Source organism: Salegentibacter sp. BDJ18 (assembly GCF_017579965.1).
Lineage (GTDB): Bacteria > Bacteroidota > Bacteroidia > Flavobacteriales > Flavobacteriaceae > Salegentibacter.
Genome location: NZ_JAFLQX010000021.1, coordinates 78178 through 97957, shown reverse-complemented (window position 1 = coordinate 97957; position 19780 = coordinate 78178). Strand labels below are relative to the sequence as shown.

General features: G+C 35.5%; 18 protein-coding genes. 8 read left to right on the top strand and 10 right to left on the bottom strand.

Translation table 11 applies throughout. From position 1 onward, the window contains the following. Positions 1-2 precede the first annotated feature (2 nt). Both J0871_RS12030 and J0871_RS12025 read right to left on the bottom strand, forming a co-directional pair. A complete protein-coding gene (locus J0871_RS12030) occupies positions 3-752 on the bottom strand; it encodes a C40 family peptidase (protein ID WP_208225558.1) in 750 nt (249 codons plus the stop codon). 18 nt (positions 753-770) lie between these two features. Then, the gene (locus J0871_RS12025) at positions 771-1952 is read right to left on the bottom strand and encodes an acetyl-CoA C-acyltransferase (protein ID WP_208225556.1); all 1182 of its coding nucleotides are present in this window, start codon (positions 1950-1952) and stop codon (positions 771-773) included. Positions 1953-2067: 115 nt separating this feature from the next. Between J0871_RS12025 and J0871_RS12020 the strand changes: the two genes are divergently transcribed. Beyond that, positions 2068-4113, top strand: a complete 2046-nt coding sequence (locus tag J0871_RS12020) for an HDIG domain-containing metalloprotein (protein ID WP_208225554.1) — start codon at positions 2068-2070, stop codon at positions 4111-4113. 4 nt (positions 4114-4117) lie between these two features. On the opposite strand, the gene J0871_RS12015 is transcribed toward J0871_RS12020, so the two are convergent. After that, complete coding sequence (locus J0871_RS12015; protein WP_208225552.1) at positions 4118-4567, bottom strand: transcription elongation factor; 450 nt, start codon at positions 4565-4567, stop codon at positions 4118-4120. 188 nt (positions 4568-4755) lie between these two features. On the opposite strand from J0871_RS12015, the gene J0871_RS12010 reads away from it, so the two are divergent. Then, positions 4756-5409 carry a hypothetical protein gene (locus J0871_RS12010; RefSeq protein ID WP_208225550.1) on the top strand — a complete coding sequence of 218 codons (654 nt, stop codon included), beginning with the start codon at positions 4756-4758 and terminating at the stop codon, positions 5407-5409. A gap of 2 nt (positions 5410-5411) precedes the next feature. Then, a complete protein-coding gene (locus J0871_RS12005; RefSeq protein ID WP_208225549.1) occupies positions 5412-6143 on the top strand; it encodes a DUF3307 domain-containing protein in 732 nt (243 codons plus the stop codon). Here the strand turns inward: J0871_RS12005 and J0871_RS12000 are convergent. Continuing rightward, complete coding sequence (locus J0871_RS12000) at positions 6120-6527, bottom strand: glyoxalase (protein ID WP_208225547.1); 408 nt, start codon at positions 6525-6527, stop codon at positions 6120-6122. The genes J0871_RS12005 and J0871_RS12000 overlap by 24 nt on opposite strands. A gap of 189 nt (positions 6528-6716) precedes the next feature. On the opposite strand from J0871_RS12000, the gene J0871_RS11995 reads away from it, so the two are divergent. The 4 genes from J0871_RS11995 (at position 6717) to J0871_RS11980 (ending at position 9898) form a co-directional block, all read left to right on the top strand. Beyond that, positions 6717-8075 (top strand): NAD-dependent succinate-semialdehyde dehydrogenase, encoded by a 1359-nt coding sequence (locus J0871_RS11995; protein WP_208225546.1) that lies wholly within the window; start codon positions 6717-6719, stop codon positions 8073-8075. 6 nt (positions 8076-8081) lie between these two features. Next, complete coding sequence (locus tag J0871_RS11990; protein WP_208225544.1) at positions 8082-8957, top strand: DUF72 domain-containing protein; 876 nt, start codon at positions 8082-8084, stop codon at positions 8955-8957. A gap of 7 nt (positions 8958-8964) precedes the next feature. After that, positions 8965-9378, top strand: coding sequence for an NUDIX hydrolase (locus tag J0871_RS11985; protein ID WP_208225542.1), 414 nt, complete (start codon positions 8965-8967; stop codon positions 9376-9378). Positions 9379-9502: 124 nt separating this feature from the next. Continuing rightward, positions 9503-9898, top strand: a complete 396-nt coding sequence (locus J0871_RS11980; RefSeq protein WP_208225540.1) for a hotdog domain-containing protein — start codon at positions 9503-9505, stop codon at positions 9896-9898. On the opposite strand, the gene J0871_RS11975 is transcribed toward J0871_RS11980, so the two are convergent. The 6 genes from J0871_RS11975 to tsaD all read right to left on the bottom strand — a co-directional run bounded on the left by J0871_RS11975 (position 9895) and on the right by tsaD (position 15181). After that, positions 9895-11073 carry a class I SAM-dependent methyltransferase gene (locus J0871_RS11975; RefSeq protein ID WP_208225538.1) on the bottom strand — a complete coding sequence of 393 codons (1179 nt, stop codon included), beginning with the start codon at positions 11071-11073 and terminating at the stop codon, positions 9895-9897. The two genes, J0871_RS11980 and J0871_RS11975, sit on opposite strands and share 4 nt — an antisense overlap. Positions 11074-11082: 9 nt before the next feature. Then, positions 11083-12171, bottom strand: a complete 1089-nt coding sequence (locus tag J0871_RS11970; RefSeq protein ID WP_075326891.1) for an AI-2E family transporter — start codon at positions 12169-12171, stop codon at positions 11083-11085. Between the two features lie 12 nt (positions 12172-12183). Next, positions 12184-12702, bottom strand: coding sequence for a TrmH family RNA methyltransferase (locus J0871_RS11965; RefSeq protein WP_208225536.1), 519 nt, complete (start codon positions 12700-12702; stop codon positions 12184-12186). Continuing rightward, entirely contained in the window at positions 12702-13352 is a 651-nt protein-coding gene (locus J0871_RS11960; protein ID WP_243870485.1) for a DUF4159 domain-containing protein, read from the bottom strand. The genes J0871_RS11965 and J0871_RS11960 overlap by 1 nt, the downstream gene beginning before the upstream one ends. A gap of 92 nt (positions 13353-13444) precedes the next feature. Beyond that, positions 13445-14155: a 16S rRNA (uracil(1498)-N(3))-methyltransferase gene (locus J0871_RS11955; RefSeq protein ID WP_208225531.1), complete on the bottom strand. Its 711-nt coding sequence runs from the start codon at positions 14153-14155 to the stop codon at positions 13445-13447. Positions 14156-14158: 3 nt separating this feature from the next. Beyond that, a complete protein-coding gene (gene tsaD / locus J0871_RS11950; RefSeq protein WP_208225529.1) occupies positions 14159-15181 on the bottom strand; it encodes a tRNA (adenosine(37)-N6)-threonylcarbamoyltransferase complex transferase subunit TsaD in 1023 nt (340 codons plus the stop codon). A gap of 126 nt (positions 15182-15307) precedes the next feature. On the opposite strand from tsaD, the gene J0871_RS11945 reads away from it, so the two are divergent. Next, the gene (locus tag J0871_RS11945) at positions 15308-19678 is read left to right on the top strand and encodes a translocation/assembly module TamB domain-containing protein (protein ID WP_243870484.1); all 4371 of its coding nucleotides are present in this window, start codon (positions 15308-15310) and stop codon (positions 19676-19678) included. Positions 19679-19780: the final 102 nt, after the last annotated feature.

The window sequence follows — 19780 nt, the reverse complement described above, 5'->3', positions numbered from 1 at the left end:
GGCTAAATTATCTTTTTGATTACCCGTAATTGGTGGGTATGTCTTTTTAATTCGGCATTAAAAATTCCTGAATGATCAATGCGATCAATTCTAACTTTCCCATCTACGTGAATAATGTAGTTATCATTCATCATAATACCCACGTGATCTATTATTCCTTCTTTATCATCAAAAAAGGCAAGATCTCCGGCTTCACTTTCTTCAATAAAACTAAGTGGTTCGCCTTGTTTTGCCTGATCGGCTGAATTTCTATTTAATTTATAGCCGTTTAGCTTATAAACCATTTGTGTAAGTCCGCTGCAATCAATTCCCAGCGGTGATTTCCCGCCCCAGGCATACGGACTGTTTAAATAGAGTAGTGCAGTTTTTACAATTTCCATTTTAGGTTTCTCTCCCGAAACAGAATGGCCTTCAAAATGATGATTCAACAAACCGGTAGCATTAAGGGACGCGCCAATAGGGATAGTAATAAGATGCCCGTTATGATCGGTCACGAAATCAAAAAGATCTGCAGAATATTTTGGAGTAGCATGGTCTAACTGGAAGTAAGTTTCTTCCGGAATTTTAAGTAATTGTTTATTTGAAATCCAGGCCTCAAAATTATCGAATGCAACACGAATCCTGCTCCATTGAGCACGTTCTTCAAGTATTTTAAAATGTTCTCCATAAAGAACCTGAGAGACCATTTCGCTATTATTAGATGTGGTTTCGCGAAGTGGCACAATGCTTAGGGGGCAAATTCCGTATTGCATTCAATAAAAAATATAAAATTAAGAGTTTCGCTCTATTACCATTGCAGATGCACCGCCACCGCCATTACAAATTGCGGCCGCACCTAATTTAGCATTATTTTGCTGCAATACATTTAATAGAGTAATAAGAATTCTGACTCCGCTGCAACCCAGTGGGTGACCTAGAGAAACAGCGCCACCGTGAACATTGGTGATCTCGTCGCTAATTCCTAAAATCTTCATATTAGCCAGTCCAACTACAGAGAAAGCTTCGTTAAATTCAAAGAAATCTATTTCATCTTGAGCAACACCTGCGTTTTTGAGTGCTAAAGGCAAAGCTTTGGCTGGAGCAGTAGTAAACCATTTTGGTTCCTGTGCGGCATCAGCAAAACCTTTAATGCTGGCCAGGATCTCTACACCTAATTCTTCAGCTTTTGCACGGCTCATTAAAACCACGGCACCAGCACCATCGTTAATGGTAGAAGCATTTGCAGCAGTTACAGTACCGTCTTTACTAAACGCTGGACGAAGTGAGGTTATTTTATCCATTCTCACATTCTTGAATTCCTCGTCTTCTTTTACCACTAAAGGATCTCCTTTTCGCTGTGGAACTTCAACCGGCACAACTTCATTATCAAATTTCCCATCGGCCCAGGCTTGAGCAGAACGTTCGTAAGATTTAATGGCAAATGCATCCTGATCTTCCCTGGAGAATTGATGCTCGGTAGCACAAAGATCGGCGCAAACACCCATAGCATTATGGTCGTAAGCATCTACCAAACCATCTTTTTGCATCCCGTCTTCCATTTTAGCAGGTCCAAATTTCTGACCTTTTCTATGGTATAAATAATGCGGAATCAAACTCATATTTTCCATTCCACCGGCAACAACTATAGAATTTTGTCCCAGCATAATAGATTGTGCGCCTTGCATCACGGCTTTCATTCCGCTGGCACATACTTTATTTACAGTTGTACAAGGAACAGTATCTGGAATTCCGGCTTTTAAAGCGGCCTGTCTTGCAGGTGCCTGGCCAACACCGGCCTGCACTACATTTCCCATTAATACTTCCTGTACAAGTTCAGGTTTCAAATTAATTTTATTCAGAGCTCCTTTGATGGCAACAGCACCAAGATCGGTAGCTTCTACGGTAGATAAGCTACCCAAAAAACTTCCAATTGGAGTCCTTGCGGCGCTTACAATTACTACTTCGTTATTCATCATTTATGTTTTAGTTATTTCTTCTTTTGCGAATTTAGTGATTTTATAAGGAACTTAACAAGAGTGCCACTTTGGCCGCTATTTTTTAGTACATTTGAGCAATAGCACGATTTATATGAAGAAATTCGTAAATAACCTGTATAAGAATCAGGCGTTATTTTACAAGGTATTTTTATTTGCGCTTACCGCAGTGCTAATTGTTTACCTGCTTCCTAAAGGTGGAAATTTTAAATATGAAATTCCTAAGGGAAAGCCGTGGCAATATGAAAATTTATATGCGCCGTTTGATTTCGCTATATTAAAATCTGAAGAAGAAATCCAGGATGAGCGCCAGCAAATAATAAACAACCATACTCCATATTTTCAGTTTAACCAGGAAATTCCCAATCAGGTAAAATCTGAAGTGCCCGAGGTAGTAACGGAAGTTTTTCCCGACTCTATTTTAAATAACAGGGAAATTCAAATTATTAATTTTGTAAATGAAACACTGGAAGGGGTTTACGAATATGGTTTATTACAGGACAACAACAGGTTAGAAGATAATCAGTTGGTTTATTTACGAAAGGGAAATGAAGCCTTTGAAATTTCTTATAAAAATATTTTAAAACAAGACCAGGTAAGGGATTTCTTAAATACTGAAATTGAAGAATCTAATCTTTCAGAAGTTGAAAATGAATTATTAGAAGTATTCTTCAATCTCATAGAACCTAACGTAAGTTTTGATAGTGAATTTACCCAAAGAGAACTTCAAAGTAAATTAGATAATATTTCTTATACCCGCGGTAATATTGAGCAGGGAAGTAGGGTAATAGCCCGGGGAGAAGTGGTAGAAGGCAATAAATATAATATTCTTAGATCGCTAAAAAACGAATATGAATCCCAGGTTTGGAGTGAAAGCAATTATAAGTGGATTATAGTTGGATATAGCGTATTAGTGGCGTTGGCGCTTTTAATGTTATTGTTATTCATTAGAAAATACCGACAGGAAATTTTTGAGAACAATGTGAAGGTAACATTTATTTTCTTCAATATTCTCTTTATGGTGTTGCTCACCACCCTGGTGGTTAATTTCAATATAGATTACGTATATGTAGTGCCTTTGTGTATTTTACCACTTACTTTAAAAGCCTTTTTTGATGCTCGTTTAGGAATGTTCACTCACGTGATTACGGTGCTATTATTAGGTTTTATTGTGCCTAACAGTTACGAGTATATGTTTCTGCAAATTATAGCAGGAATTGTTACTATTCTGACGGTTTCTGAACTTTATAAGCGTGCGAATCTCTTTATTTCGGTAGGACAAATTACTTTGGTTTACATTATTTCATACTTTGCTTTCACCGTTATTCAGGAGGGAAATATTGCCGATGTGGAAGGTGAAGTTTTACTAACCTTCCTGCTTGGAGGATTGGCCACACTATTTGTACAGCCTTTGATTTATATCTATGAAAAGATCTTTGGGATGGTTTCAGATATGTCTTTGCTGGAACTCTCAGATACCAATTCAAAATTACTGAAAGAGCTTTCAGAAAAAGCACCGGGAACATTTCACCACTCTCTCAATGTTGCTAACCTTGCAGAAGCTGCCGCCAATGAAATTAATGCAAATGCCATGTTGGTTAGGGTAGGAGCGCTTTATCACGATATTGGGAAAATGAAAAATCCGACTTATTTCTCTGAAAATCAAACTTCAGCGGTGAATTCTCACGATGAGTTAGCACCCAAAGAAAGTGCCCAAATTATTACCGATCACGTAATTAACGGCATTGAAATCGCTAAAAAACATAATCTTCCAGATAGGGTTATAGATTTTATTAGAACACATCACGGGACCACCACGGTTTACTTCTTTTATATGAAAGAGAAAGAGCAAAATGATAACGCGGTAGCAGATGATTTTAGGTATCCCGGCCCTATTCCTTTCAGCAAAGAAACGGCAATATTAATGATGTGTGATAGTGTGGAAGCCGCCAGTAAAAGTTTAAAAGAACCAACTGCCGGAGTGATAGATAATTTTGTTGAGAAGATTATTGATAAGCAAATGAAGGAAGAGCAATTTTTAAATGCTAATATTACTTTTAAAGAAATACAAGTGGTGAAAAAAATCCTTAAACGTAAGCTTAAGAACATTTTTCACCTCAGGGTAGAATATCCGGAATAGGTTTTTAACCTACTGCGGTAATTTTCACTTCCTCATCATTAAATTTAAAGGTATCTCCTTTTTCTTTTCCTTCCATTTCCTGGTAAATTGGTGCTTCAGTAGAAATTGCATACACGCTGCTTCCATCTTCCATAGAAATTTCACCAATAGGAACTGAGATAAAATAATAGTTCCCGCTGGTTTCTACAACGCTACCAAAACTAATTTTCTCACTATAATGATCTGGATCTATGCGGCTTAAACTTTCTTTCATCTCCCGGGCATCACTCAAACGACTCGCATTTTTTTCGAAATCGCTTAGTAATTCCCCTTTATTATCTTCATCATAATCTGTTTTTACATCATTGGCCTCCATAGATTCTTTTATGAGGTCCATTTCTTTTTGATATCGTTCTATTTGCTTATTTACAGTATCTAAACAGTTTAAATAGAGTTCTTTTTTATTACTTACCATATTATTTTTTTGTTGATTTTTTTAAAATTAAATAACCTAAACAGTCTACAAGAACATTTAGCAAAAGTTTAATAAGACCGGTTAAATTGTGTATAAGCCCATAAACTTATAATACTTGAATATAAGTCTAAAACCTTATAAATAGTTAATATAAGCTTACAGACTAATATTTTTATTATATTTGAAATATGACAGCCGTAATTACAGCCGATTTAGTGGATTCTTCCAATTATTCAGAATCGTTTTTAGATGAAATTTTAAAGAATCTAAATTCAGAATTTGAAAAATTGCAGCAGGATTATGCCGAAAATGAAATTGATTTTGAAATTTATCGCGGCGATAGTTTCCAGGGCATTATTTCAAACTATCAGGATTCATTAAAAATAGCTTTGCGAATAAAGAGCCTTATTAATAAAGTAAAATCCAAAGATCAAAAAACTTCAAGTACTTTGGCCGACGTGAAAATTGCTATTGGAATTGGCAATTTCGATTATAAAGGAGATTCTATAGCCGAATCTAACGGACAGGCTTTTCAGTTATCGGGAAGAACTTTAGACGAGATGAAAAACGATTCCAGGAAAATTCGTTTAAAGACACCCCTGGAGAGCTTAAATTCTGAATTTGAGGCAAGCTTATTTCTATTAGACGCAGTAATGGAAAAATGGAGCCAGGCTTCGGCAGAAGTGGTTTATTTTCTTTTAAAAGGAATGAAAGAAAAAGAGATTGCTAAAATATTGAATATAAGTCAGTCGGCGGTAAATCAGCGAAAAAAGGCTTGTGGCTGGGAAGCAATTTCGGTCCTACTGAAACGTTTTGAAAATGTAACCGCCCAGAGCTTTTAATTATGGAAGAAACTACATTAATCCTGCTTCAACTTCTCCTGGCACATATTTTAACCGATTTTGTGCTGCAACCCACCAAACTGGTAAAACAAAAAAGAGAGAACAAAGCGAGCTCCTGGTTTTTATATTTTCATTCATTCTTAGCAGGTTTTCTAACTTATCTTTTCCTTCAGCAATGGCATTTATGGTATATACCCATTGTAATTAGTGTAAGTCATTTTTTTATCGATCTATGGAAACTTCAGCATAAAAAAGATACTTTAAAACTGTTTTTATTAGATCAATTATGGCACATCTTAATCATAATTTTGGTTTGGCTTTATCTTATTGATGGCTTTTCAGAATTGATTCCTTTTATCGCTGAAATATTTTCCTCACAACAGATTCTTGCAATTTTGATGGGATATTTACTGGTTGTTTTCCCAACCGGTTTCCTAATAGGGAAGGCTACCAGCCGCTGGCATAATGAACTTGAACCCAATGGTGAAAGCCACAGCCTGGAAGCTGCAGGAAGATATATAGGTATTTTTGAAAGGATTTTAGTGCTAACCTTTATATTAACTCAAAATTTTTCGGCCATAGGATTTCTGATCGCAGCAAAATCTATTCTACGCTTCAGCGATAAAACCGATGCCAGCGCCAGAAAGCAAACCGAATACGTACTTATAGGTACATTAATGAGTTTTGCGATCACTATTTTAATCGGACTTCTAGTACGCTACTTCCTCTTCTAAAAGCTGAATATTGCTTTGTAAACGCTCTTTTACAATATTCATCATACGTTTATTTAAGGCCGAAGAATTCTCAATATAGGTAGCATATTCCTCTAAAGTGAATTGTCCTATTATAATACCCTTTAAACTATTTCTGAATTTTATATCCTTTTGGATTGCGTTTTCAATATAAATAAAGCGTTTTTCAAGCTTAAGTTCATAGAATTTGTTCTTGTGTTTTTTGGTGTAATTTCTAAAGACTTCCAGTAACAATTCATCCTGAAGTTTGGCAATTGGCCGTAAAGTTCTGTTCTGAAATTGTTCGTCTAAACTCATGTTTTCTGAAACTCTGGCCGAAGGAATTTCTGGCCTAATTTCTACTAATTGAAGGTCACGTGGTATCATAAGAACTGTGTTTTCTTAAATTTAATAAACTTTATACCTCAAAAGTCGAGCCCCTTTAAAGACTTGTAAACTACTTATAAACATTTCTGCACGTTAAAATCGTCTTAATCGGCCTGCCTAAGCCTATTCTTCTTTTTATCTTTAAATGAAAGCCTAGATCAACCAAATTCTAAAAACATTAATTAGCCAATGATAATTTCAAGGAATCCATATACAGGAGAGGAAATTTCTAACCATCATGAATTAAGTGATACCGAAGTTGAAAAATGCATACAAAAAGCTCATTCCAGGTTTAAATCCTGGAAGGAAACTTCATTTGCAGAACGCAATAATTTAATGATGAAAGCTGCAAAAGAACTTAAGGACAATTCCCAGGAATACGCAGAAGCTATTACAAAAGAAATGGGGAAACCTATTACCCAGGCTGTTGCAGAAATAGAGAAATGTGCCTGGGTTTGTGAATATTACGCTGAAAATGCAGAATCTCAGTTAGAAAATGAAAAGATAAAAACCGATGCCAAAAACTCTTATGTAGCTTATGAGCCTTTAGGAGTTGTTTTGGCGGTGATGCCATGGAATTATCCATTCTGGCAGGTATTTAGGTTTGCGGCACCGGCACTTATGGCCGGGAATATTGGAATTCTAAAACACGCCAGTAACGTGATGCTTTCCGCCAATAATATTCAAAAAGTATTTGAAAGGGCAGGTTTTCCAAAGGATTGTTTTCAAAACCTGGTTATTGGGAGTAAAAAAGTTGAAAATATAATACGTCACACAAATGTAAAAGCCGTAACCTTAACCGGTAGCGGCCGTGCCGGAAGCAGTGTAGCTTCAATTGCCGGCGAAGAAATAAAGAAATCGGTTTTAGAGCTTGGAGGTAGTAATGCCCTGGTGATATTTAAAGACGCTAATATTGCTGAAAGCGTTAAAACCTGCGTACAAGCTCGGTTTCAAAATACAGGTCAAAGCTGTATTGCCGGGAAACGTTTACTATTACATAAAGATATTGCGGAAGAATTCCTGGATGAATTCACCAGGCAGGTTCGCGAATTAAAAAGTGGCGACCCTATGGATAAAGAAACCTTTATTGGCGTGATGGCTAAAGAAAGCCTGGCGGAAGATTTGGAAGACCAGATCAAAGATTCTGTAAAAAAAGGTGCGAAAATTATCCTGGGCGGAAAACGCGATGGAACTTATTTTGAACCTACAATTATTACCGGTGCTAAGGAAGGAATGCCGGTTTTTGATGAAGAAACTTTTGGCCCTGCGATTTCTGTAACCGAATTTAAAGATGACCAGGAAGCGGTAGATCTCGTTAATTCTTCCAGTTTTGGGCTTGGCGTTTCTATTTTCACAGAAGATGAAAAATTTGCCCTTAAAATGGTTCCCAAATTTGAAGATGGAGCCGTTTTCGTGAACGAGCTTGTGAAGAGTGACCCCAGGCTACCATTTGGCGGTACTAAGATTTCGGGCTATGGGAGAGAATTATCGCATCACGGGATCAAAGAATTTACCAATAGAAAAACTGTTTACTTTAACAAATATTAGTTTAAAATGAATTTTGGAAAAGTAGACCATCCCGAAAATATAGATTTTACGCTGCCTGAGACTCATCCAGACACCATTAAAGTGCTTAATAAGAATGGAAATAAAAATGGGTTCAAAGATGTGCGTATTGGCTGTGCAAAATGGAACAAAAAAGACCTGAAGAACTTTTATCCGAAGGGTACAAAAGATGAGTTGAAATATTACTCTTCCCAATTTAATAGTATAGAATTCAACGGTTCTTTCTATAGAATGTATCCCGAAGAACAGTTTGAAAAGTGGTATGGAAAAGCCGATGATAATTTTAAGTTTTTCCCAAAAGTTCCAAGAATTATTAGTCATATAAAAAGGCTTAATGGAACCGAGGAGCTAACTGATGATTTTGTAAAAAACCTGCTTCAATTAAAAGAGAAATTAGGAATGGTTTTTCTTCAAATGCGAGACGATTTTGCTCCAAAGTTTATAGATAGGTTAGATGATTTCCTTGCACATTGGCCAAAGGAAATTCCGCTCTCTTTAGAATTAAGGCACCCGGATTGGTATGCTGATGAAAACACAGCTAATGAACTATACGATGTTCTGATTAAAAGAGATGTAGCACATATAATTACAGATACAGCCGGAAGACGCGATCTTATTCATATGCGATTGAGTAATCCTACCGCTTTTATTAGATACAACGGCGCTAATCATAGTTCAGATTATACAAGGTTAGACGATTGGTTAGATAAGCTTGAAGAATGGCATAAAGAAGGTTTGGAGAATGTATACTTTTTTATACATCAGAATATAGAAGAGGCTTCGCCATTGCTTTCAGCATATTTTATAGAACGCTTCAATAAAAGATTTAAAACAGATATTAAAATACCTAAAACTTTAAATTAGAATAATAATGAAACAGCAAGAAGTAGCAGTAACCGTAGATAGTGTAGTTTTTTGTAATGCAAATAATGAATTCAAGGTTTTACTTATAAAAAGAAAAAATGATCCTTACGGAGGCCAGTGGGCATTGCCTGGCGGCTATATTAATGAGGCCGAAGATTTAGAAACAGCCGCCAAAAGGGAACTCGAAGAAGAAACAGGAGTTGCGGTAAAAACAATGGAACAGGTGAGAGCTTTTGGTGCTCCGGGCCGTGATCCCAGGGGAAGAACCATTTCTATAGCTTTTGTAAGCCGAATATTCTGTGAAGAAGAGCTTAAGGCCGGGGACGATGCAGGAGAAGCTTCCTGGGTGAGTATTAACGATTTACCAGAATTAGCATTTGACCACGCTGAAATAATTGAAGCGGCTAAAAATTATTTATAGATTTTTTAAATTCTATACTTTTAATTATTAATATCTAAAATAATCGGATTGAAATTATGGAGCCGGTAATACTTTTAAAAGTTTTTACCAGCCCATATTTTATGGTTAATTTTAAAAGAAAAATATGAGATTTCATACCAGAAAATGGATTAAGCCTGAAGACCTAAATCCTAACGGAACTTTGTTTGGAGGGAAATTATTGGCCTGGATAGACGAAGAATGTGCCTTATATAGTATTATCCAGTTAGAAAACTCGAAATGTGTCACTAAATATATGAGTGAGATTAATTTTCAATATTCTGCTAAACAGGGTGATATTGTGGAGATAGGGATAGAAGTTTTAAAATTTGGGACTACTTCCTTAACCCTAAAATGTGAAGTTAGAAATAAAATGACACGTCATACTATTATTACTATAGATAAAGTAATTATGGTGACTTTAGATGAAGAGGGCAAACCAACCCCGCACGGGAAAACCAAGGTTGAATTTGTAAAAGACAGGTTACAGAATCGCGCCTAAAACTTTTCGCAAACCAGCACTATTTTTTGATTATTGATATTGGTGGTAAAGAATAAATAGATTTTTCCCCCGTCTTTTATTTTTAATTTTTTTCTCAAAATAACAACGCTTTCAGGAAAATTTCTGGTGGTAATATTAGCTTTCAGATTTTTAAACTTCTTCTTTAATAAACCGGGTTTATATTCTTCAATTTCAAGTATTTTGAATTTTCTTCCCGGGAAATTAATTTCCTTTTCTGAAGTATACAAATGAGAATTGGTATGAAGTTTAGACGTTTGCGTTTCTAAAGCAATTTCCCTGAAAAGTCCGCTTTTCATGATGGCGGAATTTGGCTCATATAGAAAATTTTTAGGCAAAGAATATGCTACTTCGCCGGTGAGCTTGTCTAAAATGCCTTCAAATTTTTCTACACCTTTTTTTGTAAAGTTTAGTGTTTTGATTTTTGTTTCCTGATTATCACCTTTCTTAAGTAACCAGAGTAATTCTTTAACTTCATTATTTACTGCTATTATATGTATTTCAGTAACAAACTGTAATTCTGAAATTCCGGCTTGTAAATCGAGTAGTGGAGAGGTTTTTATAAGAATTATATCGGTTTTCTTGAAAAGCAAGTTAAGATTTGCAGGAACATTTGGTAAACAATCGCCCAGTCTGAAGACTTTTCCTCCTGCATTATCACGCCGCGCAGGATCTACATAAATACAATCGAAATTTTGATCTGTATTTTTTAAATATTCAATACTATCTTCATTTTTAAAGGAAATATTTTCCCGCCCTAATTGTTTTAAATTATGTGCTGCGATTTCAGATAATTCAGCATTTAATTCGCAATGAATTACTTCTTTAAAATTCTGAGCGAAATAAAAGTCATCTATTCCCAGTCCGCCGGTTATATCTATTAAAGTTTTGCCTTTTACAAGAGAAGCTTTGTATTTTGCGGTAGTTTCAGAAGAAGTTTGCTCTAAATTTAGTTTTGGTGGATAATATATCTGGAAGTTCTTAAACCAGGTTGGCAACTTTTTTTCAGCCTTTTGTAATCCTGTTAATTGTTGTGCTAATTCTGAAGAAGAAATTCCACTAAAGGAGCTTCCGCGTAGCGCTAACTCAGCAGCAGTGGTTTTCAGGTTATTTCTAAGAAATTCCTGAACCTCTTCATTTAAAATCGCTTTATTCAAAATTAAGGTTTAAAGGTCTCGGGTAAGTCGTTTTACGATCTTATACTCACTTAAAGATTCTTTTGCAATTACTTTAAGCGCCGTATAGAAGGGTACTGCGACAACCATTCCGGTAATTCCAAAAATGATACCTGCAATTAAGATTATTAGAAAAATTTCTAATGGATGTGATCTTACGCTGGCACCAAAAATCATAGGTTGGGAGATCATATTATCTATAAGCTGACAAATAGCATAGCCCAACATTATATACCCTAATTTTGGGAGTATAATTAGTTGAAAGTCGGCTCCAAGATTACTGGAAATTACAAACAATGCCATTAAAATTCCGGCAAAAAGAGGTCCTAAATAAGGTACCAGGTTTAAAAATGCACAAATAAAAGCAATGGCTATAGGATTGTTTATTTCAAAAACACTTAATAAAACCGCGTAAAGAACAAATAGTACGGTTATTTGTAAGGTAAGCCCAACAAAATAGCGCGATAATAAAATTTTAATTTTATTAAAAACACGCTGAAATTTCTTTTCGTCACCACGGTTTGCAAAAACCAGGATACTATTCAGCATTAACTTACTGTCTTTAAGTAGAAAAAAGGAAATAAATAGTATAGAAAAAATAGCAATAATAGTAGCTCCCAAAATACTAAAAACATTGTTTAAAAGCCTGGGAACCGCACTTATATCAAAGTTTCTAATAAATTCGCTTTGTTTTAAGCCTTCAATTAAGTTAATCTCCTGAACTCCCAGATAGTTATTTATTTGGTCGTTAAGTTCATTTAAATCGCTTCTAAAAGCTTCCATATCTATTCGGCTTAAATACTGACTTTGCTCTACCACGATGGGGACAAAGACGAAAATAATTCCCGCAAATATGGAAAGAACAAGAATAAGTACAAGAATTACCGAAAGTTGGTTTGGAATCTTTAATCTTTGTCTAAAAAAGATGACTACAGGCCGGCCAATAAGCGAAATTACAGCCGCAATAGCGATATAAACCAATACCGATTGGATTTCCCATAAAAAATACAGCAAGAGAACAATGCCAATCATTATTCCTGCCGCTCTTAATATCCCTAAAGTAATCGATTTTGAATTCACGAGGTAAATATATTATTTCTTAGTGAAAGCGAATATTGTTTTTGATATTTCATATAATGCAATTCCTGCGGCCTGGGCAACATTCATACTACTATTTTGCCCAAACATATTGATATGCAAATGTTTATCTGAAATCTTTAATAATTCTTTATTAATTCCTGAAACTTCATTTCCCAGGATTAGAATAACGTTCTTTTTTTCTTCAGGATATTGAAAATTTTCTACCGGAATACTGCCTGAAGTAATTTCAAGCGCATAAACGCTACTATTGTTTAAATCTCTTATAAAACCCGGTGCATCCTGCGTAAATTCATGAACTACGGTTTTATGAGTGTTTCTTGACGTTTTTTGCAGTCTTCTGCTATCAAGATTAGGCTCAGTAACCGAGAATACAATCTTTTCTACATTAAAAGCATCGGCGATTCTAAAGATGCTACCAATATTTGCTTCCCCGGTAATATTGTCTAATAGAAGAATAACCGGCGATTTTTCTTTATTGAATTTTTCGTCAAAATGGGTGAGTTGTTCCATTAATTCTCAAATACGTATTTTAAAATATTTGCTCCCATTTGCAGTGCTTTTAACCTTACTTCTTCGGGATCGTTGTGAACTTCGGGGCTTTCCCAGCCATCACCTAAATCACTTTCTACAGTAAATAAAAGTACCAGTCTATTTTTATCAAAAATGCCTAAAGCCTGTGGCGGTTTATTATCATGTTCGTGAATTTTAGGCAAGCCACGCGGAAAATTAAATGCTGAATTAAAAATAGGATGATTGGCCGGCAATTCTTCAAGTGTTTTTTCGGGAAAAATTTTCTTTAGCTCTTTTTCTAAATATTGCTGCATTCCGTAATTATCATCTATATGAAGAAACCCACCGCTTAATAAATAGTTTCTAAGATTTTCGGCTTCTTTATCATTGAAAACTACATTTCCATGACCCGTCATATGTACAAATGGATATTGAAATATATCTGAATTCTCTGGGGTAACCGTAACCGGTTTGGTGTTTAAATTTGTGCCAATATTATTGTTGGCAAAATTTATAAGATTGGGCAAAGAAGTGGGATTTGCATACCAATCGCCGCCACCATTATATTTTAATAGCGCTATTTCCTGAGCTGCTAAGAACTGGCAGCAACCAAGAAAAAGAACTAAGAAAAAATATTTTTTTAAACTCAACATTTGGGTAAAAATATCAATAAAAAAGGGAGTTTACTAACCTGTAATAAATTTCAAAATATTTTGAAAAAATTTAGGTTAATTCTATAGGCTTAATCCTGGTTTATAAGTGCTACGGTATGGCAGGCAACTATGGCTGCAGTTTCTGTTCTTAAGCGGCTTTCACCTAAACTCACAGGTTTCCAGTTATTTTTAAGTGCTAATTTTATTTCTTCAGGAGAAAAATCACCTTCGGGACCAATTAAAATAGTTATATTTTCTTGTGATTTAGCTTGATTTTTTAATGAAAAACGTTCCATTCCGTCTTCACAATGAGCAATAAATTTTTGCCCTTCGGTTTCAGTTGTTATAAATTCTGAAAAACTAATCGCTTCATTAAGCATAGGTAATCTATAATGTAAAGATTGCTTCATCGCACTTTGCAAAACCCTTTCGTAACGATTCAATTTTATGGTTTTTCTTTCGCTGTGATCACAAATTATAGGGGTGAACTCATCAATCCCAATTTCGGTAGCTTTTTCCAGGAACCACTCGTACCTGTCATTCATTTTGGTAGGCGCTACTACTAGATGCAAACGATAAGGTTTAGAAGCTTCTTCTTCAACCTTAATAACCTTAGCTAAACACTGCTTAGGATTAGCTTCAATTATTTCTGCTGTAAATAAGGAACCTTTTCCGTTGGTTACTTTTAAAGTATCCCCAGCATTTTTTCGCAAAACCTTCGCAATATGCCGACTTTCATCTTTTGGGAAAACAATTTGTTTATCGGTTTTTTCAATATTTGGGGTATAGAAAAGTTGCATTGATTAAAATTTATAGCGTGCCTGGGCAGTAATAGAATAGTCTGAAAAATCTTCTTCTAAATATTTGTAATGGCCCGCGATAGCAATCATCGCTGCATTATCTGTAGTATATTCAAATTTTGGAATAAAACAGTTCCAGCCGTATTTTTTTTCGGCATCCATTAAGGCATTTCTAATCCCGCTGTTTGCTGAAACCCCACCGGCTATGGCAATTTGATTAATTCCGGTTTGTTTTACGGCCTTTTTAAGTTTATCCATTAAAATTCTAACTATTGAAAACTGAATGGAAGCGCAGATATCTTTCAAATTTTCAGCAACAAAATCAGGATTTTCTTTGGTTTGTTTCTGAACAAAATAAAGCACTGAAGTTTTAAATCCGCTAAAGCTAAAATTCAAATCAGGTACTTTAGGATTGGGAAACGGAAAAGCTTTAGGATTTCCTTCTTTAGAATATTTATCTATTAAAGGCCCGCCGGGATAGGGTAGACCTAGAATTTTAGCGCTTTTGTCAAAGGCTTCTCCCACGGCATCATCGGTAGTTTCCCCAATTACTTCCATGTCAAAATAATTAGAAACTTTCACGATTTGGGTGTGACCACCGCTTATGGTTAAAGCCAGAAACGGAAACTCTGGCTTTTTAAAACCATCTTCCTCAATAAAATGCGCTAAAATATGCGCTTGCATGTGATTCACTTCAATAAGCGGAATTCCTAACCCAAGCGATAAAGATTTTGCAAAAGAAGTGCCCACAAGCAAAGAACCCATAAGGCCGGGACCACGGGTAAAAGCAATTGCAGATACATCTTTTTTACCGATATTTGCGCTGGCCAATGCCTGGTGAATTACAGGAACTATGTTTTGTTGGTGAGCCCTGGAAGCGAGTTCTGGTACCACCCCGCCGTATTGTTTATGAACTTCCTGCGTTGCTACAATGTTAGATAGTATTTTACCGTTATGCAGTACAGCTGCAGCAGTATCGTCGCAGGAAGATTCGATCCCTAATATGTAAATATTTTGTGAAGCCATTAAGAAATAAGGGGCATAGAAATTGTTAATATTGTGTACAAAGTTAAAATATAAAAGCGTATCAAAAAATTCTGGAAAATATTAACTAGAACAGTGGTTGCGCTGGTTTTACTTTTTGTCATAATTTTGATCGTATTCTCCATTCCTGCCGTTCAAACCGGTATTGCAAACCGCATTACTACTTCAATTAACGAAAATAACCAGGTAAATATTTCTGTAGACCGTGTTAGTCTCACGTATTTTGGCCGGGTGAAAATTAACGGAGTTTACATTGAAGATCATCATAAAGATACCTTAATTTTTTCTAAAGAATTACGTACTTCACTTTTAGGAATTTCAAATATCTTTAGTAATAACCCACATTTAGGAAAGACCTATTTAGAAGGTTTAGAACTAAATATGAAAAAATATAAAGGCGAAGACCGGGATAATCTTGCCTATTTTATTCAGCAATTAAGCACTAAACCCTCTGGCGATTCTACACAATTTGAACTCCTGGTAGATAGGGTAGAGATTAATAACGGTTCTTACAGTTTTATAAATGAAGATAGTGAAAACCCTGAATTCGTAGTCCTGGACGATTTAAATATTTATGCTAAAGATTTAAAAATTAAAGGGCCCGAAATTAATGTTGATATTGAAGGACTTAAGGGTTACGAAAAGCGTGGTTTAAGAGTAGATAACCTAAGCACGAATTTTTTCTATAGTCCGCAAAGAATGGTTTTTGATAATCTCAGGATTCAAACTCCGCAGTCTTTTGTAAAAGCAAACCTGGAATTTAATTATGAAACCGAGTATTTCTCAGATTTTGTAAATAAAGTTGAAGTAACAGGAACTTTTACTGAAAGTATTATTTCCAGTACCGATCTTCAGGCTTTTTATTCAAGTTTTGGAGATGACCAAATAATGCAATTAACTAGCGATATTGATGGAACGTTAAACGATTTTGTTCTTCCCAATTTGCAATTAACCGGGATGGATCGTAGCAGGATTGAGGGAGAAGTTAATGTTGAAGGAGCATTTTCCCGCGGAGGTGAAAATTTTAAATTAACAGGAGATTTTAGCGATTTTACTACTAATTATTATGACCTGGTAAATTTATTGCCGGGTGACCTTCAGGGAAAACTTCCCGAAAATCTTCGGGATTTTGGTAATTTAAGAATGCGTGGTGATGCTATTGTTACCGGTTCAAATTTAGATGCAGATGTAATTATAAATACACAATTAGGCTCGGCTGAAGCAGATCTAATTTTACGTGGATTTGACAACCCAAGAGAAGTAACCTACCAGGGTAAACTAATTTTTGAAGATGTAAATACTGGTAAACTCGCTAATAATACAAGCCTGGGAAAAACCAGCTTTAACCTGGATATAGATGGTAGCGGATTTGATGCTGAATCGCTTGATGCCGAATTAAAAGGACAAATTTCTAAATTACAATTTAACGGGTATACCTACCAAAGCATACGGGTTATTGGAAATCTTAGAAACCCGGTTTTTAATGGTTTATTAATGGCCAGCGATCCTAATTTAAAAATGGAATTTAATGGTTTGGCCGACCTTTCTGAAGATATAAATAACTACGATTTTGAAGCTTCTGTTGGTTATGCCGATCTTAATGCCTTAAATTTTGTATCTCGCGATACCCTTTCTATTTTTAAAGGAGACGTGATTATGAATATGAAAGGCACCAGTATAGACGATGCCTTTGGTGAAATTTTGCTGCTTAACACTTCCTACCAAAATCAAAATGATCTTTACTTTTTTGATGATTTCAGCATAACTTCCAGTTTTGAAGGCAGGGAAAGAACTTTAAGTATAAACTCTCCCGATGTGATAAGCGGTGAAATTATTGGAGATTTCAATCTTTCAGAAATAAGACCTTTAATTGAGAATTCCCTGGGAAGTATTTATACCAATTACCAACCCAGAACCATTACCAATAATCAATACCTTGAATTTGATTTTGATATTTATAATAAGATTATAGAAGTTTTTTACCCCGAAATTAATCTTGCGCCAAATACATTTATTCGCGGTCACTTAGCTTCAGATGAATCTGAATTTAAGGTGAATTTCCGTTCTCCCAGAATAGATATATTCGGGAATATGATGGAAACCGTAAATCTAAACGTAGATAATACCAATCCTATTTATAATACCTATTTTGAAGCCGATAGTGTTTCTACAAATTTTTATAATTTTTCAGAATTCAGCTTTATTAACGTAACCCAGCGCGATACGCTTTTTATAAGATCTGAATTTCAGGGTGGCAAAAACAATGAAGATTTTTTTAACCTTAACCTTTTTCATACTATCAACGAAGAAAATAAATCGGTTGTTGGTATACAGCGGTCAGATCTTACTTTTAAAAATAATACGTGGTATATAAATGAGGAAAGCAATAAAAGCAATAAAATAGTTTTTGACCTCGATTTTAAAGATTTTGCGATAGATTCTTTGGTGATGAATCATAAAAACGAAGAAATAAGGCTTAGCGGCGTTATGAGAGATTCTACATATAAAGATTTTAAAATGGAATTTGATAATGTAGATATTGGCAAAATCACTCCCCACATAGATAGCCTGGACCTTGCGGGAACGCTAAATGGAAAATTTGATTTACTTCAGGAAAACGGGGCTTATTATCCCAATACAAATCTTAAGGTAGATTCTTTAAATATTAACGACAATTTACTGGGTAATTTGGTGCTGGATGTAGAAGGAAATGAAAATCTCACCAATTATAATATAAACGCCAATTTGCGTAAAAATGGCAATGAATCTTTAAATGCCATAGGAAGTATAAATGTGAGTGGGAGTGAGCCTACCATAGAAATGGATGTAGATTTAGACGAGCTGAATCTCGCCGCTTTTAGTCCTTTGGGAGGTGAAGTACTTAGTAATATTAGGGGTGGTGCCTCAGGAAATGCCCAGGTTTCAGGAAATTACAAAAACCCCGATTTTTCAGGAGAAATAAGTCTTGAAAATGCAGGTTTACGGGTTCCATATCTTAATATAGATCTGGATTTTAAAGATGAAGCAATAGTTAATTTAACCCAGCAAGAGTTTGTATTTGACGATGTTGAAATTGAAGATACTAAATACAAAACCACGGGAACGCTTAATGGAAGTATTGGGCATAAAAACTTCAAGGAATGGGATTTAGATCTAAATATAGATACAGACAGGCTTTTGGTTTTAGATACCGAAGGTGATGAAGACGCATTGTATTACGGAACAGCTTTTATAAGTGGAGACGCAAGTATAGCCGGCCCAACAGATCAATTAGTTATAGATGTTACCGCCACAACCGAGCGCGGAACGGTTTTTAAAATTCCGTTAAGTGATACAGAATCGGTAGGAGATAACTCGTACATTCATTTTTTAAGTCCGGAAGAAAAAGCTGCCCGTGAAGCCGGTGAATCTATTGAGCTGCCCGAAGTCACTGGCCTGGAACTTATATTTGATCTAGATGTTACCAATGATGCTGAAGTAGAAGTAGTAGTAGATCAAACCAGTGGAAGTACATTAAAAGGCCGTGGTTCTGGAAACTTACTTTTGGAGATAAATACCAACGGTAAATTTAATATGTGGGGTGATTTCGTAGTATATGAAGGAGTTTATAATTTTAAGTATGCGGGGCTGGTTCAAAAAGTTTTTAATGTAGAATCTGGCGGAAGTATCAATTGGAATGGAGATCCTACCGATGCTCAACTTGATGTAAGTGCTATTTATTCCTTAAACGCAAACCCAGCAGTTTTACTTGAAAATCCTTCAATTAATAGAAAAATTCCGGTGGAAGTAGTTATCAATTTGCAGGGAGAAATAGAACAACCCGATATTACTTTTGATATTGCTTTTCCAAACGCCAGCTCTGTGGTAAGATCTGAGTTAGAATATAGAATGGACGACCGCTCCAGTAAAGAGCTTCAGGCGTTATTCCTGGTAACCCAGGGAGCTTTCTATAGTGAATTCGGCTTAAGGCAAAATGCAATTACAGGAACTTTGGCCGAAAGAGCTTCGAGTATAGTTAACGATATTTTTGCGGGAGATGATGGTAAATTCCAGGTTGGCGTTAATTATGTGCAGGGAGATCGTACGCCAGACCAACAAACTGTAGACCGTTTTGGATTAACACTTTCTACCCAAATTAACGACCGCGTAATTATTAATGGCCAGGTAGGTGTCCCCATTGGAGGCGTTACCGAATCTATTATTGTAGGCGACCTGGAGATAGATTTTCTTTTAAACGAAGACGGAAGCCTAAGAGCAAAGGTTTTTAATCGGGAAAATAATATTCAGTTTATAGGGGAAGAAATAGGCTTTACACAGGGAATTGGTTTGTCTTATTCGGTAGATTTTGACACCTTCAAAGAATTGATTAGAAAAATTGCAAATACCGAAATTCAATCTTTAAATAGCGAAACCGAGAAAGAAGAGCCTGCAACGCGTCCCCAGTCTCCTGATTATATTCGTTTTCCAGATGAAAATTAAAATTAGGAATATTAAGCAAATCAATTTAGAGTATTTAAATCTCTAATATTGGGTAAAACTTATTCTTTTTTCTTTTCAGGTAGCTTCTGAGTTTGTAATTTT